The 26892-nt window shown below is 41.3% G+C and carries 18 protein-coding genes and 2 rRNA genes; 8 read left to right on the top strand and 12 right to left on the bottom strand.

The window, feature by feature from the left end; genetic code table 11:
• Positions 1-51 precede the first annotated feature (51 nt).
• Positions 52-2807: ribosomal RNA gene (locus tag CGB83_RS11205) — 23S ribosomal RNA — on the top strand.
• A 188-nt stretch (positions 2808-2995) separates the two neighbouring features.
• Positions 2996-3104: ribosomal RNA gene (rrf, locus tag CGB83_RS11200) — 5S ribosomal RNA — on the top strand.
• Between the two features lie 1011 nt (positions 3105-4115).
• Here rrf and CGB83_RS11195 read toward each other — a convergent pair.
• The 3 genes from CGB83_RS11195 to CGB83_RS11185 all read right to left on the bottom strand — a co-directional run bounded on the left by CGB83_RS11195 (position 4116) and on the right by CGB83_RS11185 (position 9098).
• Positions 4116-6461, bottom strand: a complete 2346-nt coding sequence (locus CGB83_RS11195) for a phosphocholine-specific phospholipase C (protein WP_100075850.1) — start codon at positions 6459-6461, stop codon at positions 4116-4118.
• A gap of 142 nt (positions 6462-6603) precedes the next feature.
• Positions 6604-8187 carry a BamA/TamA family outer membrane protein gene (locus tag CGB83_RS11190; RefSeq protein ID WP_228419907.1) on the bottom strand — a complete coding sequence of 528 codons (1584 nt, stop codon included), beginning with the start codon at positions 8185-8187 and terminating at the stop codon, positions 6604-6606.
• 122 nt (positions 8188-8309) lie between these two features.
• On the bottom strand, positions 8310-9098 hold the full coding sequence (locus CGB83_RS11185; protein WP_100075848.1) for an SDR family oxidoreductase: 789 nt from the start codon (positions 9096-9098) through the stop codon (positions 8310-8312).
• Between the two features lie 389 nt (positions 9099-9487).
• Here CGB83_RS11185 and CGB83_RS11180 point away from each other — a divergent pair, with 389 nt between their 5' ends.
• The 3 genes from CGB83_RS11180 to CGB83_RS11170 all read left to right on the top strand — a co-directional run bounded on the left by CGB83_RS11180 (position 9488) and on the right by CGB83_RS11170 (position 15804).
• Positions 9488-12376 carry a SusC/RagA family TonB-linked outer membrane protein gene (locus tag CGB83_RS11180; protein ID WP_100075847.1) on the top strand — a complete coding sequence of 963 codons (2889 nt, stop codon included), beginning with the start codon at positions 9488-9490 and terminating at the stop codon, positions 12374-12376.
• A 25-nt stretch (positions 12377-12401) separates the two neighbouring features.
• Positions 12402-13910 carry a RagB/SusD family nutrient uptake outer membrane protein gene (locus CGB83_RS11175; protein WP_100075846.1) on the top strand — a complete coding sequence of 503 codons (1509 nt, stop codon included), beginning with the start codon at positions 12402-12404 and terminating at the stop codon, positions 13908-13910.
• A gap of 64 nt (positions 13911-13974) precedes the next feature.
• Positions 13975-15804 carry an alkaline phosphatase gene (locus CGB83_RS11170; RefSeq protein ID WP_100075845.1) on the top strand — a complete coding sequence of 610 codons (1830 nt, stop codon included), beginning with the start codon at positions 13975-13977 and terminating at the stop codon, positions 15802-15804.
• A gap of 80 nt (positions 15805-15884) precedes the next feature.
• On the opposite strand, the gene CGB83_RS11165 is transcribed toward CGB83_RS11170, so the two are convergent.
• The 3 genes from CGB83_RS11165 to CGB83_RS11155 form a co-directional block, all read right to left on the bottom strand.
• Positions 15885-17105, bottom strand: coding sequence for a 3-phosphoshikimate 1-carboxyvinyltransferase (locus CGB83_RS11165; RefSeq protein ID WP_100075844.1), 1221 nt, complete (start codon positions 17103-17105; stop codon positions 15885-15887).
• 116 nt (positions 17106-17221) lie between these two features.
• Complete coding sequence (locus tag CGB83_RS11160) at positions 17222-17548, bottom strand: nucleotide pyrophosphohydrolase (protein ID WP_100075843.1); 327 nt, start codon at positions 17546-17548, stop codon at positions 17222-17224.
• On the bottom strand, positions 17548-18957 hold the full coding sequence (locus CGB83_RS11155; RefSeq protein WP_100075842.1) for a hypothetical protein: 1410 nt from the start codon (positions 18955-18957) through the stop codon (positions 17548-17550). The genes CGB83_RS11160 and CGB83_RS11155 overlap by 1 nt, the downstream gene beginning before the upstream one ends.
• Before the next feature lie 192 nt (positions 18958-19149).
• On the opposite strand from CGB83_RS11155, the gene CGB83_RS11150 reads away from it, so the two are divergent.
• Together CGB83_RS11150 and CGB83_RS11145 are read left to right on the top strand one after the other, a co-directional pair.
• Positions 19150-19401, top strand: a complete 252-nt coding sequence (locus tag CGB83_RS11150) for a type B 50S ribosomal protein L31 (protein WP_002976190.1) — start codon at positions 19150-19152, stop codon at positions 19399-19401.
• Between the two features lie 209 nt (positions 19402-19610).
• The gene (locus CGB83_RS11145) at positions 19611-20771 is read left to right on the top strand and encodes a GlmU family protein (protein ID WP_100075841.1); all 1161 of its coding nucleotides are present in this window, start codon (positions 19611-19613) and stop codon (positions 20769-20771) included.
• Positions 20772-20816: 45 nt separating this feature from the next.
• On the opposite strand, the gene CGB83_RS11140 is transcribed toward CGB83_RS11145, so the two are convergent.
• The 6 genes from CGB83_RS11140 to CGB83_RS11115 form a co-directional block, all read right to left on the bottom strand.
• A complete protein-coding gene (locus CGB83_RS11140) occupies positions 20817-21488 on the bottom strand; it encodes a hypothetical protein (RefSeq protein ID WP_100075840.1) in 672 nt (223 codons plus the stop codon).
• Between the two features lie 551 nt (positions 21489-22039).
• A complete protein-coding gene (locus CGB83_RS11135; RefSeq protein WP_157761409.1) occupies positions 22040-22402 on the bottom strand; it encodes a hypothetical protein in 363 nt (120 codons plus the stop codon).
• Between the two features lie 210 nt (positions 22403-22612).
• A complete protein-coding gene (locus CGB83_RS11130; RefSeq protein WP_100075838.1) occupies positions 22613-22870 on the bottom strand; it encodes a hypothetical protein in 258 nt (85 codons plus the stop codon).
• 53 nt (positions 22871-22923) lie between these two features.
• Complete coding sequence (locus CGB83_RS11125) at positions 22924-24045, bottom strand: hypothetical protein (protein ID WP_100075837.1); 1122 nt, start codon at positions 24043-24045, stop codon at positions 22924-22926.
• A gap of 350 nt (positions 24046-24395) precedes the next feature.
• Positions 24396-25016, bottom strand: a complete 621-nt coding sequence (locus CGB83_RS11120) for a DUF6705 family protein (RefSeq protein ID WP_100075836.1) — start codon at positions 25014-25016, stop codon at positions 24396-24398.
• A 9-nt stretch (positions 25017-25025) separates the two neighbouring features.
• Positions 25026-26357: a hypothetical protein gene (locus tag CGB83_RS11115; protein WP_157761408.1), complete on the bottom strand. Its 1332-nt coding sequence runs from the start codon at positions 26355-26357 to the stop codon at positions 25026-25028.
• Positions 26358-26491: 134 nt separating this feature from the next.
• Between CGB83_RS11115 and CGB83_RS11110 the strand changes: the two genes are divergently transcribed.
• Complete coding sequence (locus CGB83_RS11110) at positions 26492-26863, top strand: helix-turn-helix domain-containing protein (RefSeq protein ID WP_228419905.1); 372 nt, start codon at positions 26492-26494, stop codon at positions 26861-26863.
• Positions 26864-26892 lie beyond the last annotated feature (29 nt).

Genomic DNA, 26892 nt, shown 5'->3' with positions numbered 1-26892 from the left:
CACAAAGAGAAAACCGAGCACTTATAAGTGCTTGAGTAACCTAAAAATAGGAAAGAAATCGTTAAGGGCGTATGGCGGATGCCTAGGCTTTCAGAGGCGAAGAAGGACGTGGTAAGCTGCGAAAAGCTCGGGGGATTGGCACACACGAATTGATCCCGAGATGTCCGAATGGGGCAACCCGGCATGTTGAAGACATGTCACTCTAATTTATTAGAGAGCAAACCCGGAGAACTGAAACATCTAAGTACCCGGAGGAAAAGAAATCGAAGAGATTCCGTAAGTAGTGGCGAGCGAAAGCGGATTAGCCCAAAAGTCTTTATATATTTAGAAGAACGTACTGGAAAGTGCGGCCATAGACGGTGATAGCCCGGTAATCGAAAGGTATATATAGATGATAAATGAGTATGGCGGGACACGTGAAATCCTGTCTGAATATGGGGGGACCATCCTCCAAGGCTAAATACTCCTGAAAGACCGATAGTGAACAAGTACTGTGAAGGAAAGGTGAAAAGCACTTCGAATAGAAGGGTGAAATAGAACCTGAAACCGTACGCCTACAAGCGGTCGGAGCACTGATATGGTGTGACGGCGTGCCTTTTGCATAATGAGCCTACGAGTTAATTTTACTAGCGAGGTTAAGGACTTAAGGTCCGGAGCCGGAGCGAAAGCGAGTCTGAATAGGGCGCATAGTTAGTAGGATTAGACGCGAAACCTTGTGATCTACCCATGGGCAGGTTGAAGCTCTGGTAACACAGAGTGGAGGACCGAACCGGTTGACGTTGAAAAGTCTTCGGATGACCTGTGGGTAGGGGTGAAAGGCCAATCAAACTGGGAGATAGCTCGTACTCTCCGAAATGCATTTAGGTGCAGCGTCGATATATAGTTTATTAGAGGTAGAGCTACTGATTGGATGCGGGGGTTTCATCGCCTACCAATTCCTGACAAACTCCGAATGCTAATAAATGATGGTCGGCAGTGAGGGCATGGGTGCTAAGGTCCATGTCCGAAAGGGAAAGAACCCAGACCAACAGCTAAGGTCCCTAAATATATGCTAAGTTGAAACAACGCGGTTGGACTGCATTGACAGCTAGGATGTTGGCTTGGAAGCAGCCATTCATTTAAAGAGTGCGTAACAGCTCACTAGTCGAGCGGTCCGGCATGGATAATAATCGGGCATAAGCATATTACCGAAGCTATGGGATTAATTAAATTAATCGGTAGGAGAGCATTCTATCGGCGTAGAAGCTGAGTCGTGAGGCTTGGTGGAGCTTATAGAAAAGAAAATGTAGGCATAAGTAACGATAAAGGGGGCGAGAAACCCCCTCACCGAAAGACTAAGGTTTCCTCAGCCATGCTAATCAGCTGAGGGTTAGTCGGGACCTAACGCGAACCCGAAAGGGGTAGTGGATGGACAATGGGTTAATATTCCCATACTTGCTCACACTAAAAAGGGGACGGTTCAATGTAGCTACTGGAGACTGACGGAATAGTCAAGGCCTAGCCTTCGGGCGAAGCTGCTGTAGTGAACTTGGATCCAAGAAAAGCCGAAGTGAAGCAACCCGTACCAAAACCGACACAGGTGGTCGAGGAGAGAATCCTAAGGTGCTCGAGTGAGTCGTGGCTAAGGAACTAGGCAAAATAGTCTCGTAACTTCGGAAGAAGAGACGCCAGCAGCAATGCTGGCCGCAGTGAAGAGGCCCAGGCGACTGTTTATCAAAAACACAGGACTCTGCTAAATCGAAAGATGCTGTATAGGGTCTGACACCTGCCCGGTGCTGGAAGGTTAAGGAAGGGCGTTAGCGTAAGCGAAGCGTTTGACTGAAGCCCCAGTAAACGGCGGCCGTAACTATAACGGTCCTAAGGTAGCGAAATTCCTTGTCGGGTAAGTTCCGACCTGCACGAATGGTGTAACGATCTGGGCACTGTCTCAGCCACGAGCTCGGTGAAATTGTAGTATCGGTGAAGATGCCGATTACCCGCAATGGGACGAAAAGACCCTGTGAACCTTTACTATAACTTCGTATTGACTTTGAGTAAGTAATGTGTAGGATAGGTGGGAGGCTTTGAAGCTGGCACGCTAGTGTCGGTGGAGCCAACGTTGAAATACCACCCTTTACTTACTTGGAGCCTAACTTCTTTTAGAAGGACATTGCGTGGTGGGTAGTTTGACTGGGGTGGTCGCCTCCAAAAGAGTAACGGAGGCTTTCAAAGGTACCCTCAGCACGCTTGGTAACCGTGCGTAGAGTGTAATGGCATAAGGGTGCTTGACTGTGAGACCTACAAGTCGATCAGGTGCGAAAGCAGGACATAGTGATCCGGTGGTTCCGTATGGAAGGGCCATCGCTCATAGGATAAAAGGTACTCCGGGGATAACAGGCTAGTCTCCCCCAAGAGCTCACATCGACGGGGAGGTTCGGCACCTCGATGTCGGCTCGTCACATCCTGGGGCTGGAGAAGGTCCCAAGGGTTGGGCTGTTCGCCCATTAAAGTGGCACGCGAGCTGGGTTCAGAACGTCGTGAGACAGTTCGGTCTCTATCTATTGCGGGCGTTAGATGTTTGAGAGGGCTTGATTCTAGTACGAGAGGACCGAATTGAACAAACCTCTGGTGTATCAGTTGTACCGCCAGGTGCACCGCTGAGTAGCTACGTTTGGAAGAGATAAACACTGAAAGCATATAAGTGTGAAACTCGCCTCAAGATGAGACATCTTTTAAGGGTCGTGGGAGATGACCACGTTGATAGGCTACAGGTGTAAAGTTGGTAACAGCATAGCCGAGTAGTACTAATTACCCGTAGATTTATAGCCTATAAGGTTGCAGTAAGCTTAAAGCAGTATGCTGTAAGCCAAGCCTTATAAGTGCGCTACTGGTTTTGCCTTTGTGATGAAATTTACCGATAAAATATGTAACATGTACCCTTGTAAAAAGTATTAATGAAAATCATGAATACGTTTTACATCAATACAACAGTACATTCTACATTATATACCTTATTTAGGGTGGTTTTAGCGGTGGGGCTCACCTGTTCCCATTCCGAACACAGAAGTTAAGCCCACCAGCGCCGATGGTACTGCGACAAGCGGGAGAGTAGGTCGCCGCCAGTTTTTTTATAAACCTCATACAGCAATGTGTGAGGTTTTTTTATGCCCTGAAGTCAGAGAAGAGACAAGAATCAAGAACCAAGAGTCAAGAATCAAGAACCAGGAATCAAGAGGCAAGATGTCAGACATCAGACACCAGATATCAGATATCAGATATTAGATATCGGATCAAACACAAAACAATAAAGTACCTGGAAACTAGCCTAACAGATAAGAGACAGATAGATAAATAGAGGATAGACGGATAGAAGATAGATAACAGAGCCAGGAATTAAGAATCAAGAATCAAGACACCAGATATCAGACATTAGATATCGGATCAAAGACAAAGCATTAAAGTACCTAGAAGCCGAACCAATTGATAGATGAATAGAGGATAGACGGATAGAGTCGATGTTTTCAGATTCAGTTTAAATTCTTCAGATGTTATTTTGCAGCGCTTGTGCAAACTGCTTCGGTATACCTTGATATTCCATTCGCTGGGCCTGAAATACGTGAAATGAAAATTTTCTCCTAGCATAACTACTTTTCTATATACCTGCTCACCATTTGATGTCTCTAGTATAATGCTGCCTGTCTTCTTTTTATTTGTATCCTTAGATCGTACCTGGGTAATGCTGACCTGGTATTCTTTAATAACAGTTTCAGCACAGCTGCCGATACAAGACCAAAATTGAACATATATTCTTTATTGATGAGATGAAGCGAACTGATACCGGACATCATGTAACCCAGCTGTAGTACTTTCAATAGATAAAAAATAACTTTCCGAGCTATATTCCTGAATAAGTAGTGATAAAATCAATAGGATAGGAAGAAAGACAATAGATGCCTTCTTTCCTGGTAATTCATGGTCTTTTACGGAATTCAATTATTTGAAATCATATACGTAACAGCAGTTGCTTTGGTATTGGTAACCTTTAGGTCTGCATGGGAAGCTGCCGTACATGGAAGATCTGATGAGCAGGAAATAAAAGAGGAGTGCATGATTTAGGAAATATGTTGTACATGATATTATTGCCAATGAGGGTCCGAAACCGATGGTTTTCCGGTTTCTAGGCGTCCCGCAAAATGCCAGACGGTACTTCCGGAACTGATCCTCAGATCATACCATCCTTTGGTTTTATGAAGGCTAAATGCGATGTTATTTTCATCTTTCTGTAGAGAAACAATGCGACTGCTTTTTTCATAAAGATCGTCTATGACAATCTCCTGAACATCTTTATCTACTTTGTTTATGATGAACTGCACTTTATTTTCAGAAGGATGATAAATCAGTGAGGCTTTAATCTCCGGTCTGCTTTCCCCTTTAAACAGCCGGTAGAAACCATTAGGACCAAAGACTTCATAATCATATTTTCCAGCATCAACAGAATGTATTAATTCCTGTCCGGAATACAGTGCATAGGAAAAGTAAAAATCATCAGCTTCAAGGCGCTTTCTGTCGTAAATGATCAGGGGAACTGCCCGTTCTTTTAAATTGGTCATTTTGATAGCTCCGTCCTCCAGATTGACAAGATAATTATAGGGAAGGGCATGGGAAGGCTTTATGCCTCGCTCCTGAATGTCCAGCAGGGAATTGTTTAATTCGTGCTCGTGATACCATTTCAGATCCGGGACAGGTTTATTGCGGGCAGAATTGATGGTTTGGGCATAGGCTTTCTGATCCAGGTATTGCATTGGAGGAACCTTTATATCAGAAGGACTGAATGCAGAAGTTAGATCCCCGCATATAGCCCGCCTCCAGTTACTGATATGATCTACACTTACGTTTTTATTGAATTTTTTCTGAATAAAGGTCTCCAGGAACTGAAGTACGGAAGTATGATCAGAAACTTCAGAATTTACAAATCCGCCCTTCGTCCAGGGTGAGGCAATGATCATCGGAACCCTGTAGCCTAATCCGACTGTACCATCTATCTTTTCATGATCTTTTAAATTGGATGTTGATCTGTATTCCTGTATCCCGTTGACATATTCCACCCCTTCCGGACCGTTCATGTCAACAGGCTGGCTGGGATTTACCGGAGGTGCAAAAGGCAATACATGATCAAAATAGCCGTCATTCTCATCATAATTGATCAAGAAGATCGTTTTTTTCCAGGTTTCAGGATCTTGAGTCAGGATGTTCAGCACTTCAGAAATATACCAGGCTCCGTACCAGGGAGAACCGGGATGGTCAGAAAAATGCTCAGGCGCAATAAGCCATGAAACCAGAGGAAGCTTTTTGTTTTCAACATCCTTCCGGAACTGGTACAGCACATCTCCTTTAGGAACAACCAGCGGGTTTCCATCCTTATCTTTTCCTTTTTCCAGATTCCAGTAATCCGGATCACCGGAATTAATAGTAAAAGCCTTTTCATGAAGATTTCTTTCAGCCTGTGAAAGTCTGGTATAACGGTCCGGATGGTACTTGATTTTATCTTCTTCCAGTTCTCTGATCATTGCATTAAACTTTTCCTGCTGTTCAGGATTGTTCTCAGCCTCTTTCTTCAGGGAAGCGATGATATTTGGAATATTCTGGTAATATCCTTTGGAAAACTTTACGTTGAACCGGGAAAACCATTCAAGGGGATTATCCGTAAAATTGCTCAGCCAGGCTTCCTGTTCACCGGACATCCCTTTCGGAAGGCTGATCTCATTCTGGTAAATTTTCCACGGAATCTCCTGTTCCTCTAAAATTTCGGGAAAACTTTTCCATTTGGCCTGATGATCTTTATCGTAATCAATATTTTCATTGTATACATTAGGCTTTACTTTACCGTTCCTCTGTTCACGCAATGTTCCGGACCAGTGGAAAAGCCGGTTCGGCGTAGTGCCTGTCAGAGAAGAACAGAAGTACTGGTCAAAGATCGTAAAGGCATCTGCCAGCTGGTAGTAGAATGGGAGGTCTTCACGGTTATAGTATCCTAATGTTAACGGAATATTCTGGTATTCTTGATTTCCTGATGCTTTTGCCTGAAGCCACTGATCATATTTCCCCTTATTAAAAGCTTGCTGCTGATTATTCCAGGAATGAGGAAGCGAGCTCATCCAGGTAGATTTTGTATCCCTTAAATTCAGACGGGCAGGAGCAGCGTACTTTCCGGTATCGGCTCTCTGAAAGAAAACGGAATGTCCGTCCTGTTTTTTAAATGCTCTCCGGTCAAGAAATCCCCGTACCCCTTTCAGGGTGCCGAAAGCGTGGTCAAAAGAACGGTTTTCCTGCATAAGGATCACAATATGTTCTGCATCATAGAATGTTGACCGGGCGGCAGGCTCAATGGTGAGTGCCTTCAGTATGGCAGGGTGTAAGACTCCCGAACTTCCCAGTCCGGCCATTAAAATGCCTGATTTTTCTAAAAATTCTCTTCTGTTCATTCCTCAGTATTCAGTTGAAAGAAATTGCAAGTTAACAGGTTTTCCGCTTTTTTATTTTATCCTAATGTTAAAAATTAATCTGATCTGTACTTCGGTGTTGCTGGTACAGAAGATATATTTTACATAAACGTAATGAAGCAATCTAAAACCGGCTCAATATTCCCCAGTGAATTTTGATGTCATTGAATTTAAAAGGATTTCCGAATTCATTACCGTTGGAAAGCTGAAAGCTCATTAGCCCGATCGGGATAAAGAAATTGAATCCCAGCCCTACGCTGTAAAGCTTAGGCTTCAGGTTCAGGGATTTATTATTAAGCTGCCCGTATTGGCCAAAAAAGTCAAAAAATGCCTGATTGCCTATCAGGTACCGGTATTCCAGTCCGCCGTAATAATAGAAATCGGCTGCAAGGGAATTCTCATTAAAGCCCCGCATGGAATTCCAGCCTCCGAAACGGTACAATTCATTGGTGGAGAATTCTATCTTGGAATCCATCATGGCGCCTTCCGCTTTTATATTCAGGTAATGGTTCCCGGAAATATGGTAATTATGCTCGCCGAAAAAATAGAATTGGTTCTGGTGGGCATTGATATTGTCTTTGGTATAGGTAGTAGTCAGATAGTCATATCCGCCGTTCAGCCGTGTTTTATACAGGAAAAGGTCTACATCGGATGGTTCGGTCATCTCAAACCAGATCCCAAGCCCTCTTTTGTTATAATCTTTTCCCTGGACGTATAGCGTATCGATAATACTGGATGTCTCAAAAGTCCCTCTGAGCCCGATCCTGTTGCGGTTGTTGATGTGGTAGTACAATGCCGGCAACGCTTTTACATTGGCAAATGTGGAATCCTGCCTGAAAATATTCACCTTCATATTCAGCCCTACATTTGATTTGAATAGATAAGGAATATCCGTCTGCAGATCAAAAGTCTGTCCTTTATCCGGGTTTCGCTGCCAGTACAGGTTAATGGTTTCAAAGCCGTTAAACATATTCCTGAAATTCACGTTCAGCGTACCGTTCAGCGTAAATTTTTCAGTTTTATCATTCCCGAATCCGATTACCCCGTCAAAGGTATTCGTCTTCTTTTTCTCCATAAAGAGGTAAATCTGTGTGGAATCTTTTGTAAATAAGGTTTGCGGAGGTCTTTCCAGCGAAACAAAAGGATGGTTCTGGAAATTTTTATTGATAGAGACCAGGTTTCTATCATCGTAAGTCTTTCCTTTGAAATCCTTTTCAAGATTTTTAATGAACCTTTTCGGTACCCTTTCGTAGCCTTTTACGACAAAACCGTCAATCGTCCTTTTATTGTTCTTGCTGATATCCAGTTCTATCAGGGGATAGCCGTTTTTCTGGCCTTTGTATTTGGATTTTATCCTGCTGAACGCAAATCCGTCATCAATATATTTTTTATTGATGCTTTTTTTGGTAGAATCCAGGTTTTTGGTGAAAAAATCTTTGGTCGAGGGAAACCTCTGAACGATTGAATCCGAAAGGGTTACATAGGTTTCATTAAAATTTTTCCCTTTATCATAAATGATCTCTGTACTATCGCCCTTTATTTTTACTTCTTTCAGCTGCGTAAAAAAATAGCTGTTCTGGGAAAGTGAATCCAGGAATTTCACTGCTGATACAGAATCCTTTACCTTCTTTTTTACATGGGTCTCACTGTCCGTAAGCCAGTATTGTTTCTTCTGCGCCTGTACAAAGACGCATAGAATGATACACAATATGTTCAGGAAAAATTTCAAGCCTTGGTGGACAACATTATGGGTTAAAGATCTTAAAGCGGATTCTGATTAGCTGTGTGCTGATGGTTAAGACAAGTATTGGACTGATGTAATAACTGAAACTAATCCAGTTTATTATATTTCTTCATCAGATTTTCGTAAGTCCCCTGCGGAAGGATCCATTTCAGCGGGACCCCGATCTTCTGTCCGAACTTTCCGAAGTAATAGTGGGCTTTCCATTTGTCCTTGTTCAAAAGCCTGTCGATGTATTCTGCAACTTCATGCGGCTCTGTGCCATCGCCGACATGCGAGTTCATTAAAGCATACACCTTATCAAAAACAGATTGGTAAGGTTCGGATACTTGGGTCCGCACACGGTTTTCTGCAATATTGGTTTTGATGTCTCCCAGATGCAGCGAACAAACATGGATATTCCATGGATATACCTCATAACGCATAGCCTCCGTAACTTTGTCCAGAGCCGATTTTGAAGCTGAATAGAATCCACGGAACGGCAGTCCCATTTCACTTCCGATACTGGAAACATTGATGATCTTTCCGGATTTGTGCGCCCTCATATTCGGCATCACCGCACTCATCATCTGTACTGCCCCTATTAAGTTGAGGTTGAATAGCTTCAAAATATCTTCTTTGGCAGAATCTTCCACGGAGCCTACCATTCCCATGCCTGCATTGTTGATCAGAACATCGATCCTCGTTTCGGTTTTCAGAACCTCCGCAATGGCGTTTTGCACCGCATCAGGATCTGTCACATCCGTCGGGATACAGCTGAAATAATTGCTTTCAGTATGCTTTCTGCTCAGGCCATAAACTTTATGGCCTTTTTTACCGAAATATTCTGCTAAAGCGAAACCGATCCCTGAAGAGGTTCCTGTAATGATGATGGTCATGGAATAGTTGGAATTTTAATTGTTTTCTGTTTTTTCCGGACAGTTTTCTACTGCTGTATTCCCCGGAAAATGATTTCAGCAAATGTAAAAAAAGAAAATGAACTCTCTCATGTATTCATTCTTAAAAGCGGACAGTGAAATGAGATTATTTTAGTCTATTTTCCCGGTTGGGTAATAAATTTAAAACAAATTTAAACTTAAAAACAGATCAGGTATAGACAGAATACTTATCTTGATATCTACATTGCTGATGCAAAGCATCTTAATTCTTCAACCCATACAATACTATTTTTATAGAGATAAAATTTCTTAACAAAAGCACAACGAAACCGTAATGATCCGGTTGGCAAGGCTGGTCTAATTTTGCATCAAGTTAAATCAAGGATTTTATGAATGTATTTAAGATCCCGGTCTCAGTAGGTTATCTTACGGGACGGGTATTGCTCATTGGTGCTCTGTCGGCTTCACCGTTATTCCTCGCTCAGAAAAAAGACAGCTTAAAAGAAAAGTCTCTGGACGAGGTGGTTGTTGTAGGATACGGAACCCAGAAAAAGACAAAGGTTTCAGGAGCCGTAACTGAAGCTTCACTGGATAAAATTACTTCCAGGTCATTATCCGGAGTGGGCGAAGCCCTGCAGGGAAAAGCTGCCGGTGTTACCGTGGTGAATGAAGGAGGTGACCCTAACGGAACCCCTAAGGTAAATATCCGGGGTCTGGGAGGAATTAACGGAGAAACCCCGTTGTATGTAGTGGATGGTGTTGTTTTTAACGGTACCCCATCCATTAACCCGAACGATATCCAGGATATATCAGTCCTTAAAGATGCTTCTGCAGCCATTTACGGCGCTAGATCATCTGGAGGGGTCATACTCATCACGACCAAGAAAGGCAGGAAAGGTAATCTTACAGTAGACTTTGATGTTAAATACGGCCTGAACCAGGCCTGGAAAATAAAAGAAACCCTTAATGCAGCCGAATTCCAGGATGTGATGTACAAGGCGTATGAAAATGCCGGCAAGCTGAACAATCTCCCCATAGCTTTTAATCCAAACCTGTATCCGGACGGAAGAATTACCCGGACCGACTGGATGAAGGAAATCTTCCGGACAGGAGCCATCCAGGAGTACAATATGAATGTAAGCGGAGGCAATGAAAAGTCGAGGTATTTCGTTGGGATGAATCACCGGAACCTGGAAGGGATCTTATTGAATACACAGTCCAAAAGATACAACTTCAGGGTCAATTCCGAGCATAAAGTGAAAGACTGGCTGACCATCGGGGAAAATATGTACTACAATTATTCCGACGGAAATACAGCCGATACCAGGAACGGATATACCGGAGCCATTGTAGCGGCCATGTATTATCCTCCGAATGTTCCTGTATATACCTCTTCAGGAGCCTTTTCGGGATTGCCGGTTGATGTGGCCGGAGGTTATGGAGATGTCATTAACCCGGTTGCCTACCTTAAAAGGATCAGTATCAGGAATCCTACCCACGAAATCCTGATCAATCCTTATGCAGAAATTACTCTGGCAAAGGATCTAAAGTACCGGTCCAACTTCTCGCAGACTTTTAAGATCGGAGATATGAAGACCTTTACAGCCAGGGTTCCGGAAGTAGGGAAGATATTTGATATGAACAGCCTGGAATACCAGTCCAACAATTCTTCTACGTCACTGGCTGAGCAGCTCTTGACCTATAAGTTTTCTCCGGGAAGGCATAATTTTGATTTCCTGGCCGGATTTACCTTCCAGAAAACTGTTGATGACGGCTTCATAGCCAAATCGTATGACTTCAGAAGTGAAGCAGAAACATTCCAGTACCTGCAGAATGCCGCTGATACCAACAGGGAGGTATCAAGCTATAGATTCAGACAGGCATTGGTATCCTATCTGGCAAGGGTCAACTATGATTATGCCGGTAAGTATATCGTTAGCGTATTAGGAAGAAGGGACGGCTCTTCCCTGGTAGCACCACAAAACAGGTTTGCCAATTATTATGCAGTTTCAGGAGCATGGGTGCCTTCTAAAGAAAACTTTATGAAAGATATAGCCTGGCTTTCCAACCTGAAGTTCAGGGGAAGTTATGGTATTTTAGGTAACCTAGGGGGAATTTCTTCCCAAGCGGTCAATCCGCTGATGACAAGGTACAACAATGTGATTTTCGGACAGGACCCTTCCCAGAATATCGCTTATTACGCTACAACACGTCCCAATCCGGACCTGAAATGGGGGAAATCTGAGCAGACCGACTTCGGGATGGATGCGTCATTTTTCCATAACAGTCTTTCCTTGCAGTTCGATTACTTCATTAAAAATTCCAAAGACCAGATCTTCAATGTAAGCCTACCAAGTACGGCTACATACAGTAATCAGTACATTAATGCCGGACTTTTCCAGGATAAAGGATACGAACTGGGAATCAATTATAACAGTAAAAAAACCGGTGATTTCACCTATTCCATTGGAGTTGTATTCAGCCAACTAAAAAATACGGTGAAGCAACTGGCGGGAGTGGATGAGATTTTCATCAATGATAATGGAGTGAGGGGCGTGCTGAAACCAACGCGTGTAAAAGTTGGTGATCCTCTGTATTCGTTTTATGGTTATAGAACGGGCGGGATTTTCCAGTCTCAGGAGGAGATCAATAATTACAAAGATGCAAACGGGAACCTCATCCAGCCCAATGCCAAACCGGGGGATATCAAATTCCTTAAGAAAGAAGGGAATACGGGAACGCTGAACAACAGTGATTTCGTAAATCTCGGAAGTCCGTACCCGAAATTCTCTTACGGATTGTCATACAATATGACCTGGAAGAATTTTGACCTCAACCTTTTTGTACAGGGTGTGTATGGAAATAAAATCTTCAACGGGCTTAAATTTATTTCCCTGAATCCGGGCGGTACAGGACAGAATTATAATATGGACAGGGATATCCTGAATGCATGGACCCCGCAGAACACCGATACCAATATCCCAAGGCTGGTACAGGGAGACCCGAGCGGCAACTATTCCAAAGTGTCTGATTTCTATGTAGAAGACGGATCGTATCTGAGGCTGAAAAACCTCACCATCGGGTATTCATTGCCGATAGAGCTGTACCGTAAGCTGGATGTCAGTAAGCTAAGGATTTATGTGACTACAAACAACCTGCTGACCATTACCAAATATACAGGCTTTGACCCTGAAGTGGGCATGAATTCTTACGGAGTGGATACCGGCAGATACCCGCAGGCACGTGCCTTCATCTTCGGACTGGAGGTCGGATTATAATTTTAATCATTAAAAATCAAAAACAATGAAACTTTTCAACAAAATATGTTTAGTGTCCGGAATCTCTGTCATGTTGTTGTCATGTACGGGAGAACTGGATGTTCAGCCGGAGGGAACGCCTACCGAAGCCAGTTTCTGGAAAACTGAGAATGACCTGATAACGGGAGCCAATGCCATGTACAGGCCGCTTGCCGACAGCGAATTTTATGGAAGAGGGCTTTTCTGGTTCATTAATGCCAGCGATGATATGGTAACGGGAAGAGCAAAAAGCGAACCGGATAATGCCAAAAACTTCAGCAGCAATTACATCGCGGCCGGTGACCTGGAAACCCAGTGGAATAAAAGGTATACCGTAATTGGTGTGGCTAACCGCGTCATCAGGAATGTGGATAACATCCAGGCATCAGCAGCAGTAAAAAATAAATACCTCGGTGAAGCACTGTTCATGAGCAGCCGGATGTATTTTGAGCTGGCCTACAATTACGGGAATGACAAAGCCGGTGTACCCATTGTAGACCGGACCAAAGACCCGGATCCTAATCCGATCCCAAGAGCTGCCAATGTAATGGAAAATTACAACTACATTGTTCAGGACCTGAAAAAAGCTGCAGAGCTTTTACCTTTTCAGGAGCAGCTTCCTGCGAAGGATTACGGAAGGCCGCATAAAGTGGCCGCATGGGCGTTGCTGGCGAAGGTTTATCTGTTTATGAAAGACTGGCAGAATGCAGCGTATTGGGCCAATGAGGTCATTACCAAAGGGAACAGGAATCTCCTTACGAATTATACCGACGTTTTCAAAGCAGAAAATAATTACAGCTCAGAATACATATGGTCTGTACCGAGTACGCCTAAATTCAATTCCATAGGAAGTATCCTTCCCGGTGTAATGCTTGAAAACAAAGGTTGGGGACAATACAATGGCTGGGGATATTTTCAGCCTACCAAAGAGTTGTATGACGAATATGAAACAGGAGATTTAAGAAGAAGCGCTACCATCCTGAAAATCGGGGATAAGTTTACATTTAACGGGACTGAAAGGACTTATGCTTCCAGCAACTCCCTTACCGGTTACCAGTTCAACAAATATATGGATGCCTTTAAATATCCTTTGAACAGCGGCCACGTAAGTGCCAACGGTGATTATCCGTGCACGGACCTTGCCGTTCCGATCATGCGATATGCTGAGGTAATCCTGATTAAAGCGGAAGCTATGCTGATGATGGGCCAGAATGCCGATCAGGAGATCAACAGGATCAGGGTACGTGCAGGTTTAGCACCGAAAACAGGATGTACATTAGCTGACCTGAAACATGAAAGACGCTGCGAGCTTGCCGGAGAATGGGCAGACCGTCACAGGGACCTGGTGCGTTGGGGAGATGCACAGGCCAATTATGCAACACCTCTGCATGGCATCAACGGACAGATTGTATGGGCAGCCAGGAATTTCAACCCTTCAGTACATAATGTATGGGCGGTTCCACAGGTGGAAATCGTCAACAGCAAGGGGGTGATCAAACAAAATGAAGGCTGGTAAATAATAATAGTATAATCCACATCATCACAGGATTCTGCGATGATGTGTTTTTTTAAAAGGTATAATGAAAATATTGAAAATTTGGGCAGCAGTAGCTGTCGCATTCTGCGCTCAGGCTCAGGCGCAGAATTACTTAAACTATAGCGTAGCCAATGCGCATTCGCACAATGATTATATGCAGGATGTCCCGTTCTGGGAAGCTTATTATGCCCATTTCGGTTCCATAGAAACCGATGTTTTCCTGGTAAAAAACCAGTTGTGGGTGGCCCATACGGAGAAAGATCTTAACCCGGACAGGACCCTGGAAAAGCTTTACCTGGATAATATTTCAAAGCAGATCAAGCTGAACAAAGGAGATATTTTTCCGGACGGACAGAAAAAAAAGCTTCAGCTCCTGATTGATATCAAACAGGATTATGAGGCAAGCCTTGCAGCACTGGTCAGCATATTAAAAAAATATCCGGAAATTACCGGGAATCCTGAAATTAAAATAGTCATTACAGGGGACCGGCCAAAGCCGGAGTACTTTAAAAACTACCCGGAATACCTTTATTTTGATGGAGACCTCAATCAGGCCTATACTTCAGACCAGCTGAAAAGGGTGGGGATGTTCAGTGCTTCATTTACAGATCTGGTGAAATGGAGCGGTAAAGGCATTCCGAGGGATGAAGAAAAAGAGCGGATTACAAAAGTGGTTGAAAAAGCACATGCTTCACAAAAGCCGGTCCGTTTTTACGGAGCTCCCGATTTTACCAATGCATGGGTAAACCTGATCGATATGGGTGTGGACTATATCAATACGGACCATATCCCTGACCTTAAGAAATTCATGAATTCAATTCCGAAAAATTTCTACAAAAACACAAAAGACTATATACCGTACACCCCTACATATGCCACAGACGGAATCCGGAAGAAAGTAAAGAATGTTATCCTCCTGATCCCGGACGGTACTTCTTTACCTCAGTACTACGCCGCCTTTACGGCTAATAAAGGAAAGCTCAATGTCTTCAATATGAAGGCCACCGGACTGTCCAAAACCAATTCCTATAATGCATATATCACGGATTCGGCTCCCGGTTCCACAGCATTTGCAACCGGAATAAAGACAAAAAATACATTTGTAGGGGTGGGTGCTTCAGGAAAAGCATTAGTCCAGATCCCGGATATTATTGCCGGTCAAGGAATGGTGTCGGGATTAATTTCTACCGGCGACGTGACTGATGCCACCCCGGCAGATTTCTACGCTCATTCCGATAACAGGAACAGTTCAGCATCCATCCTGAAAGATTTTATTGCTTCCAAAACAAAAATCCTGATCGGGGGACCGACCAGCGGACTGACACCGGAAACAGAACAGAAATTCAAAGAAGCAAAGATTGATGTGTACCGCGACCTGAAATCAGCGGGAAAAATCAGCAACCGTACCGTCGTTATAGATCCGATGGCGTCCCAGAGGATAACCAACGGAAGAGGAAACTGGCTGTCGGATGCTTTTGACCTTACTTTAAACAATCTGAAATCCAATGATAAAGGTTTTTTTATGATGGTGGAAGCTTCCCAGACTGATGGAGGCGGCCACAGCAACAATATAGAACAGCTGGTTACTGAGCTGCTGGACTTTGATGCCGTAGTTGGGAAAGCCATGAAATTTTCGGATGAGAATAAGGAAACCCTGGTGATTGTCTTGGGAGATCATGAAACCGGCGGACTTACCCTGCTGGACGGAAGCCTGCAAGAAGGCTGGGTGCTCGGGAACTTCAGCACCAATGACCACACCGCAATTCCTGCAAGCGTATTTGCCTATGGACCGAATTCAGGCGAATTTACTGGACTCTTTGAAAACGCGGAGATCTTTCACAAGATCCTGTCCGCATACGGAATTCAGAAATAAATAATTATACGTATTAATTCTAATGCCAAAGGCTACCGGATAAGGGTAGCCTTTGTATTATTTAGCTTATACATAACAGATCATTCCGTCAGAAGGCTGTTGAGATCATTCCAGAATGCCGGGTATGATTTTTCCACAACTTCTTCGTCTTCGATGTTCAATTCCTGCATCAGGCAGAAAGGGGCAAAGCTCATGGCCATCCTGTGATCCTGGTACGTCCTGATGGAAATATCTTCCTGAGGCTCATTGAAACTCAGGGATGCAATGGTAGCGTCTGTAATTTCAGTTTTGGCGCCCAGTTTTTCCAGTTCATTATACAGTGCTGAAAGGCGGTCGGTTTCCTTGACCCTCAGTGTTCCAAGTCCTGAGATTTCAAACGGGATTTGCAGTGCTGCCGCGGTCACACAAAGCGTCTGTGCGATGTCCGGACAATTGTTCATATCCAGAACGATCTTTTCCGGGAACGTGAATTCCTGTACAGGCTCGAGCGTGATCTTATGTTCCTCTTCCGTGAACGTGGTGTTGATTCCGAAGAATTCCTTATAAATTGCTGCAATTGCCGAGTCTCCCTGGGTAGATTCCCGGTAAAAACTTTTCAGTTGAATGGTTTTTCTTCCTAAAGCGGCAAAGGAATAGAAATAAGAGGCAGAGCTCCAGTCGCTTTCCACTTCATAGGCTATTGCTGCTGACTGATCTCCTGCAAATGGCTCTACTTTAATCGTGTTTCCAGTAAAGCTGTTCTGAATGCCGGCTTTCGTCAGGATATCCAGGGTCATTTCAATGTATGACCTTGAGGTTATCTCACCTGTAAGGTGTATTTCCAGTCCGTTGTCCAGTTTTCCTGCGATCAGCAGGAGAGACGTAATGAACTGGCTTGAAATGTGGGCAGGAACCTCCACGGATGTTTTAACGATCTTTTTCCCGGTAATTTTTAAAGGCGGGAAACCTTCGTTTTCAAGGTATTCGATTTCAGCACCGAGATCCCTTAGTGCATTCACCAGGTATCCGATGGGCCGTTCCTTCATGCGTTGTGATCCGGTAAGCACGGTTGTTTTCCCATCCATAATCGAATAATACGACGTCAGGAAGCGCATGGCGGTCCCCGCGTGATGGATGTCTACTGTTTCTGTGTTTTCAGATAATGCTTTTTTGAGCAATTGGGTGTCCTGGGAATTGGAGAGGTTTCCAATCCGGATGTTGCTGAACAGGCTTTCCAGAATCAACAAACGATTCGAAATACTTTTCGAACCGCTGATCTGTATAACCGTATTTTCTTTCAGTTCTGATTTTCCTAACTTCATTGTTGTTTTTTTTAAAAGACTCATAGATGTCAGATATCAGATGTCAGACGTCTCAGTACACTTTAGGTGATTAACCCACATCTTTTATCTATTATCTTTTATCTGATGTCTGATATCTATCTTAACTTCTCATTATTCTGATGCCGATCTTTATCGCGATCGGTTTTTATCTTCATTTTCTTATCAAATGCCTCCTGGAGATTGACCCCGGTCTGGTTAGCCAGGCACAACGTTACAAACAGGACATCGGCCAGTTCTTCGCCCAGATCTTTGTTTTTATCACTTTCCTTTTCGCTCTGTTCGCCGTATCTCCGGGCAATAATCCGGGCTACTTCGCCTACCTCTTCCGTAAGCATGGCCATATTGGTCAGCTCATTGAAATACCGTACACCGATGGTTTTGATCCATTCGTCTACCTGTTGCTGCAGATGGGTAATTTCCATTATTGATATGCTCCGAGCGTCGGGTTTGAGGTTCTGGATGCATTCACGATATCAAGTGGTACGGTTGCGGCTACAGAAACATTTCCTTTTCCGCGTGCAGGTGAATTCTGTCGTACCCGCAGATTCTGGTGGGCAATGAAATAATTGATGAACAGCGGATCCTGGTTTTTAAGGCTCTGTACAACATTCGGATTGGTGTCAAACGTAAAGCCGGCTTCTGATGTGCCTGAATATTTCAGGAGGGAATTCTGGATCAGAAAGTTGAACTGCTGTCCCATGGTCGGTTCGAAATTCACGGCATTATCACGGTCGGAATAGACGATGCAATTCCTGATATTCAATTGCTGCAAAGCACCCTGTTCCGTTTGTCCCGCATCATTTTTCCACTCATTGCCGGCAAAAATGCCGTTCCTGTTGCGTGACCCCATGGTTCCGGAATAATTGGCAATAGTGGCGTGGGTATAACTGTGATTTCCGCCCTTGAAGATACCGATGCAGGATTCCCCGCAATTGTTCATCACCAGGTTTCTCGCATTTACGGTAGAGGCAACAGCATACAACCCGTAATCCTGGAAGGTATGGATAAAGGAATTGCTGATGTTGGCATTTGCCTGTCTCATATCAATACCGTTGGTTCCTCCGAAAAGCCTTGCAAAATTCATGTTGAGGTTAGAGTTGGCCTGCATCCGGATCGAATTCCAGTTTTTAGGGATGGTATCATAATAGGTATCATTGCGGTCGCCGCGGAGGATTACTTCATTATTCAGGGCGCCGTTAATGTTCAGGGTGGCACCTGAGGAGACCTTCATCCCGCTGTTTTTATGGAAGTATACTTTGGTTCCGGCCTGGATATCTAATGTTACGTTTGGCCCTATGGTCAGGTCACCATAAATGATTTTCGCTTTATTATTGGTCCAGGTCGTATTTCCGCTGATGGTATTGGAATTGTTTGGCGTCTGGATGAAAAATTCTGCATCCTGGACTACCGAGAACAATGTTACATGCTGTTGTCCTCCGGGACTGTCAAATAAGATCCTGTCATCAGCGATTGCCTGCGGGCCGGAAGCTTCGGGAGCAATTTCAACAAAAATATACAGGCTGTCTTTTTTTCTTAACGGAACGTTTTTGAAATCGTATCCGGATTTTCCGTCCACATTGATCTTATAGAGGGAAGTAGCTCCTTTTTCAAGGTTGATTCTTGGGATCAGCACATCTTTGTCTTCATTATTATAGACCTTTACGGCATATGTTTCGGAGCGTACCTGATGATAGACCGTATCGCAGAATACCGTATCCCTGGAAAATCTGAGCGCCTGAGAAGGGGTGTCAAAATTAATGTCATCCTTATTACAGGATACCGCCATAACAAGCATCCAGAAAGAAAAAGCCAGTAATAGTTTGAATTTCATTGAAATTATGTTTAAACAGATTTCAAATGTAACGAAAATACTTTAAATTTCTTATTAAGAAAAAATTATTGAATAGTCCGTTTGGATATTTAAAAAAATGTTGTACTTTTGCAACCTAAAATTAGCAGAGAAATATCCATTACTATTTCGAAAGCAAAATTTAATTTTTTCAAAGATTTTAAAAATTGTATTATGAAAAACGGAATTCACCCAGAAAATTATAGACTTGTTGTTTTCAAAGATATGAGTAACGACGAGGTGTTTCTTTGCAAATCTACTGCAGAAACAAAAGATACCATTGAATACGAAGGACAGGAGTACCCATTGATCAAAATGGAAATCTCTTCTACTTCTCACCCATTCTACACCGGAAAAGTGAAGTTGGTAGATACCGCAGGTAGAGTAGACAAGTTCATGAACAAATACAAAAAATTCGCTAAGTAATTTTTTGATGTTACCATATAAAAAGTCTTCCGGATTCCGGGAGACTTTTTTGTTTCCGGATAATTGGCTATCCCGGCAGGAAATTAACGACAGGATTCGTATTTTTGTGTCAGCCGCAAAGAAGGAAGAACAGCAGCCAGCACGGAGAGTCAAACCTCATCTTCCTTCGTGGCTTAAAACACGTACTATCAACTTCTAATTTCGATCATATGCAATTGGTATTTTCAGATGCTCAATACTGGGAAGATTTTCTTCCGCTGACTTTCACCCGTCCGGTAGCAGCCATGCGCTGCGGGATCCTCACGTTTGCCGAAAGGTGGCAGAAAATCCTTGGTAACGCAGAGGCCTCTTATTTTACGGAGGCTTACCTTCAGAAGAAATTTCCGGAGCCGGAGAAAAAGGAAAGCCTTTTCCTGGTCACCAATTTTTTGCCGACGGAAACAGTGATCCGCCAGATTAAAGACCTGAAGCAGGGAGAAGCTCTGGTATACGAAGATGAACTGATTGCCGCAAGAATCAATATGGAAGGTTTTTCACTGCATCAGATTGAAAAGATGACGGATATTAAAGATGACCTCATCTTTTTCAAAAAACCTTCGGACCTGTTCACCTACAACAAACAGGCGATTGATTTTGATTTCGAGCTGCTGACCAACGGCAGGACTTCACAGGAACTGTCACCAACCAATGGATTTTTAGGGGATAAGAAAGACCTGTTTATTGAAGAAGGTGCGGAAATCGAATTTTCAACCCTGAATACGAAAACCGGAAAAATCTATATCGGGAAAAATGCAGAAGTCATGGAAGGCTGCCATCTCCGTGGTCCGATTTCCCTGGGTGAAGGATCCAAGTTCAACCTGGGAGCTAAGATTTATGGCGCCACCACCATTGGTCCGCATTGCAAAGTAGGCGGTGAAGTGAGCAACATCATTATTTTCGGATATACCAGCAAAGGCCACGACGGATTCATCGGGAATTCCGTGATCGGGGAGTGGTGCAACTTCGGCGCCGATACCAATTCCTCCAACCTGAAAAATAACTACAGCCACGTAAGGCTCTGGAATTATCGTACCAAAGCATTTGAAGATACAGGACTGCAGTTTGCAGGCCTGATCATGGGCGACCATTCCAAAACGGCCATCAATACCCAGCTGAATACCGGAACCGTAGTTGGGGTAGCCTCCAATATCTTCCGGGAAGGCTTCCCGCCGAACCTGGTAGAGAATTTTTCCTGGGGCGGAAGGAAGGAAGACGAACGCTTCAAGCTGGATAAAGCCTACGAAGTGGCAGAACGTGCCATGGCCAGGAGAAAGGTTGCTTTAACAGAAGAAGACAAAGCGATTTTCAAGCATATTTTTGATGCATATTGATCCGTATAAAAAGGACAGGCCTCTGCTTTTAGAGGCCTGCCTAATTTATTGATTCAGGAAATTAACCAATTTTATTAAGTCTTCTTCTTTACTGAATTTTATTTTATTTGATTTAACAAAACTCTCTATAGCACTTTTTTTATCCGCAAGCTGATCTGTTATGTCGCTCACGTTCTTAGGTTTTTTAATAAAGCCTTTTTCAGTTTTAATATAATATACAGGTTCCTGTGTCCTGAAATTAGCAGGTTTTTCTGTAGTAAATGAATTGGCAGCAGGAACAACATCAATAAATTTAGTTTTTACTTTTTTATACAGTGAGTTTTTTCCGTTGACAAGTTCAAAAAAATACCCATCCAGATCATCATGAGTTTCTAATAAGACCAGTGTCTGTTTAGGAGAAAAAATTTCTATTCTGGAAAGTTGGGCTTCTTTCGGGAGAACCAGGGTTTTCCCATCTTTCTGGAATTCTATATCATCCCTGTAACTGTTATAGCGTACAGGTGCTTTCTCATAATTATCCCCAACTTTTGCTAAGCTGAAATCCTTCGTCAGATAAGGGCTGCCGGAAATTTCATCATAGTTCAGTTGTCTTCCTGCTCCTTTGGAATTTATCTTGTAATAAATGTCGTTGTTGGCCTCATTTACACGTATAACATTCTGGCAATACAATAAGCTGAAAGAAATAAGTGACAGGATAGTGAAAAATGTTTTTCTCATGTTTATATTTTTTTTACCAGTCAAATGTAATAATATTATTTATAATAGTTTGATATTTCTTATATCTTTGACTTATTTATTTTAAAAATAACAATTGCAGGATTCCCAAATCACTTTTTTTGCTACAATCTCAGCTTCTTTACTCTCAAAAATGAAAAGCATCTGCATTCGGAATCGGCCGCTGGATTTTTCCGAAAACTAGTCTACCCGAAATTTTCGCCATATGGTATGATGCCGCTTCTGTAAGAATTCCGTGATGACTTTTAGTCTGGGTCTGTACAAGATTTAGGCGAGTTATAAGAATAATTCCTGCAGCCACAATAGACAGGGGCCTTGTAGAAATCCTGCCACATATTTCTTTTCCCCCAGCCTCTCATATAATGTTCTTTACCTGCTGATCTGTTTATCTGTAAAATCAACCACGCATTTGGAGCACTTTTCGCAGAATTTTCCATCATGAGCATCCTGCATATGGTTCAGTTTTAAGGACAAGGATCTTGAATTTTAAACTGTTTTTTCATCGTATTTGGGATAATAATAGGTCTAAACTTTTACTTTGAAAATAGTAACTGTACCGTTTCCAGGTAGCTTTTTCCTGTTATTACTTCAGCCTCTTTACCATTGAAAATGAAAAACTGATAATCCGGGTTTCCTTTTTTAAACTTTTCAAACCTGTTTTCGCTAATGCTTTTTCCATCAAAATAATAGTAATCAGGTGGCCTTTCTTCCATAACAGCAATGCCTCCCACATAGGCATGCTGTGAATCTATCTGAAATTCCCTTTCATTAATTTGTTCCTTTCTGGTAAAAATAACAGAAGTATTTTCATAAATATCACCATTCATCAGATTGGAAGGTGCTCTGTCTAAATTTTTATAGGTTTCATCATTTAATAGGTTAAAACTAAAGTACAAAACATTTTTTCTCCTGATCAAATCATTCGGAATGTTTAAAACGAAATTTCCGTCTTTATCCGTTTTTGTTTTAATGTATTTCGATTTACAGATAAAGAATACCTCAGCATCTACTATCTCCTTTTTAGTCCTTTTAAAAGTAAGCTTACCCGAAACTTTTGTAATACGATCTATCTTTTGTTCAATATTAACTCCGGCATTACTTTTAGTTTAAGCCTGTACGAATGTAAGATTGGTAATAAGAACAATTCCTGCTGCTGCCATAGATAATGACCACGTGGAAATCATGCCGCATATTTCTCGTCCTCCAGCATCTCCTAGAATCTTCTCTACCTGCTCATCTGTTTTATCTGTAAAATCAACCACGCATCTGGAGCATTTTTCGCAGAATTTGCCATCAGGAGTATCCTGCATATGATCCCAGTTCTCAGGGCAGGGAGTTTGAATTCTGATTTGTTTTTTCATCATGTCATACTAGAATTTATACTTTATTGATACGGGCAAAAAATTAATTAAAATTTTTAGTAATAATCTATCTCCCTGGTCCATTTGTAAAGATCTTTTCCGTTTACATTTTTAATGATTTCAATCCAGTTCTTGTTTATATCATATCGATAGGAAAATAAGACTTTATAAGTTTTCATTTTTTTAGTGGGAAAATCTTCTTCGGTATATTCCAGTCTGTCTATTTTACCATCCCTTTGATAGTGATATTTATAAATTAATTTTGCCTCATCAATATTCTTGCTACAACAATATTTTTCTTTAAGCCGATCTATATCATCATATCTGTAGTTATAATAACTGGCAGGCCCTTCTTTATATTTTTGGATTTTTGTGATCAAATTATTTCCTAGGTAAATATATTGTATTCTAGTTGTAATAACGGGATTTTCATGTTTTTCATCTTCATATAAATCATAACTGCACGATTCTATAATTCTGTTTCTATCATCATAAAAGTTAATAATATCTTTATAAATTTTTCCAATAGAATCCTGTATACCATATGAAAAACTTCTTTTATCAATCTTTTTCCAAGTGTTTGGATTTTTATATATCCTGTAAGATAATTTACCATTCAAATTATATGCATATTTATGCTCATACGCCGTCCCATTATTATCGAAGTTTTTAGAGAGTATAAGTTTTCCATCCCTGTATTTTTTATAAGTATGGGAAAATAAATGATATTTCAAATTTTCACTGATAATATTTTCATCTCCGTAATTAGAATAATAATGGGTTTCTATTCCCAAGGAAGAATCAATCTTTCTGATCAGTCTGTTTGTATCATCATATACAAATTGGTAAGATTTCCTTATACTATCATTCTTTCCGTACCAGATATCATGTGTGATTTTTCTGTCTTTATTAAAATATCTTTCATTATTGATGTAATAACAAATTTCTGATGAGAACCAAGTATCAAAAAAGCGGACTTTAGTAGACTCAGGTCCCATGAATCCTGAATGGCCATAATCGTCATAGTAAAGCAATTGAGGGTTTTCTTTTTTAGTGAGGAACAAAACTTTTTCTCTGATTTTCCTAATATTTCCATACAAGGAGTCTTTGGGAACGTTTTGGGAATAGTAAAAAGAGGTCAAAAATAGTATGAATATAATTGTATAATTTTTTTTCATAAATGTATTTTTTTATTGAAAACAATATTAGCCTATGATCTTACATTCTTAAGAATCTTACCTCTTTGAAGCACCTCATATAATCTTCTGTACCTGTTGATCTGATTTATCTGTAAAATCAATCACGCACTTGGAGCATTTTTCGCAGAGTTTTCCGTTAGGAGTATCCTGCATATGATCCAAGTTTTCAGGGCAGGAGTTTTAAATTTTGATTTGTTTTTCATCATATCATAATAGAATTTATACTTTATGATACAGGCAAGAATTAATTGTTTTTTTTAGTAATATTCTATTTGCCTGGTCCATTTGTAAAGATCTTTTCATGATTGAAAAATCAACTAAATTTCATCTTATAGTTTTTTCATTGTAAATTCTCCGATTGGTAAAGAAAAATTTGCAGGAGGGCTTTCATGCTCTACGTCATAAGTCACACCGTTTATATTGTTAATTTTAACTTGCAATACTTCCTTATTATCAATTGTTGTCCTTCGTAATATCATATTTGCATACCTGTCGGTTGACTTATCTCTAATTCTCAAAATTAATCTCTTTTCATTAGGATTACATTGAGGGCATTTCCATAATCTGTTATAAATATTAGCTATAATTCCATTTCCTGCAATACCATGTTTTAAAAACTGATTAGAATAACTAATGTCAAGATTTGATAGAGTATTAATTTTTTCTGTTCCATTCTCTACATATTGGTATTCTCCAATAATCATATCTTCATAGTGTAAACCTTCGGGTTGTTTAATCATTTTCTTTAGAATAATCTTAAAACTTGTGTTACCATTCGTATATATATATGTGCCTTGAAATATATCTAATAGATTATGCATATCTTTTTTGTAGTAATTATAGTCATTGTTACTCCAATTAGAATAGGTGGAATCATTAATATCAATTATTGTTTGACCTTTTAGAGTAAGTGATATTAATAAGATTAATATAATGGATGTTTTTTTCATGATTTTATTTTAATTACAATTGATTGGTATTACGATAGAATCAGCTATATTGGATTGTATTTCTAATTTACTAAATCCTGATAAATCTGCATTTGCTTTATAAAGTCCTACGTTAGTTCCAAAAGTTACTTGTAGAAAAGCGCTTTCATAATTAGGAACACTTTTATCTGCTTCTTTTTTGTATTTATCTTCTAATATAAGGTCCATTCTATCCTTAATTTCTTGATGGCTACATCCTATATTCTCTGGGTTATTAAAGACATCCTCCATATAAGAGCCTATATTTTCAAACATAATAACATAAGTTTGTTTCACTCCATTATCATCCTGACAGACTAATAATAAACTAGAATATCCTTCATTATATTGTGCTGACTGTATTTCTAATTTATATAATGCATAAATATCAGTCCATGAGAACATCGGGTATGCATCAGTTGGGTGAGTATGTATAGCACTAAAATATTTACCTCCGGTTTTAATCGGTAATGCTGCACCTGCTGTATATGGAGCTACCTCTGACGTAATATTCCCTAAATTGTCTTTCTTTAAATATATTCCGGCTTCTCCAGTGCTACTGTTATTAATATAAGAATACATGCCATTGGTAATAAGAGTTTTAATATTTCCTTTTGAAGGTTTTAACAAATCTTTTCCTTTCTCACAAGGATCATAAGGTTCCGGCTGCGGATCTTCGCCTCCTCCTCCGGGGTAGGGATAGCCCGGATCATTCCCGCCTCCTCCAAGGCATGTACCGTCAGGAAGCACTTCACCGACACAGCTCTCCAGCTGCTGGCTCTTGCATTCCGTCACATGATGCGATTCCCAATGTCCTGGGCCATCAGGATCACTTTCATTATCCGGGTAAAACATTGAAATGGTCTTGGTTGTACAGACTAACTTTCCCGCTGTATTATCCATTAGGGTCGTCTCTGCCCTTTTGAGCCTTGAGGACATCAGGTTCTGGAAAAATGCCATATCATTCTGTACCTGGGTATAGGTAAAATAAACCCTCTGTCCTTTCCTCGGCACATTCAGTACCGCAACAACTTTTCCATGCTCAGCCACCGGAACCATCAGGAAGCTTTCATAAAACCGGTCCATGGTCATTGCATAATCCCACATCGGTTCACCGGCTCCCTTCTTTATTTCTTCATAATGTTCTGAGTAGATTTTCATGACATTTTTAATATACTTCTCATCTTCTTTCCAGAGGCTCTTGGAATGGTATTCCTTAGACGCCGGATCGGAAGAAGTATAGATCTCATCATGGACACAGGAAAGCAGGACAAGGCAGAACGCCATCATGAAAGACAGCCACGAAATTAATTTTCGCATCATAAGCATTAGTTTTTAATAGGTTAAATATAAATAATTTTTCTTACTATACAAAGGTGTGAAAAACAATCTGAGAAAATACAGTAAAAAATTACTGATTTCCGTAGCCTTTTTCTGAAAGAAAAAAATATGTACTTTTGATAAAAATAAATTGTGCTATGACGCTGGGAGAAAAACTGAAAAAAGCGAGGATCAATAAAAACTTTACGCAGGAATACCTGGCAGAAGTGCTCCGGGTTTCCCAAAAGACCTATTCCAATTTTGAAAACGACAAAACCAAACCGGATTTTCATCAGGTGGAAGATATTGCAAAGACGCTGGAAGTCAGTGTGCTGGATTTCCTGAGCGGTGATGGACTATCATTTAATTATGATAATGTTCATGGTGGAAATAATGGTTTCATTTATCAAAATCAGAATCCGGAAAAGCTGATAGAACAGTACGAGCAGCGGCTTAAGGATAAAGATGAGGAGATTGCATTCCTCAGGCAATTGCTAGGCAAAGAATAGGGTTGCTGAGGCTGGGGTTATATAGTTGG

The sequence above is a fragment of the Chryseobacterium camelliae genome, assembly GCF_002770595.1.
GTDB classification, from domain to species: Bacteria; Bacteroidota; Bacteroidia; order Flavobacteriales; family Weeksellaceae; genus Chryseobacterium; species Chryseobacterium camelliae.
The sequence above is the reverse complement of the archived record's forward strand: the minus strand, read 5'-3'. Positions and strand labels throughout refer to the sequence as shown.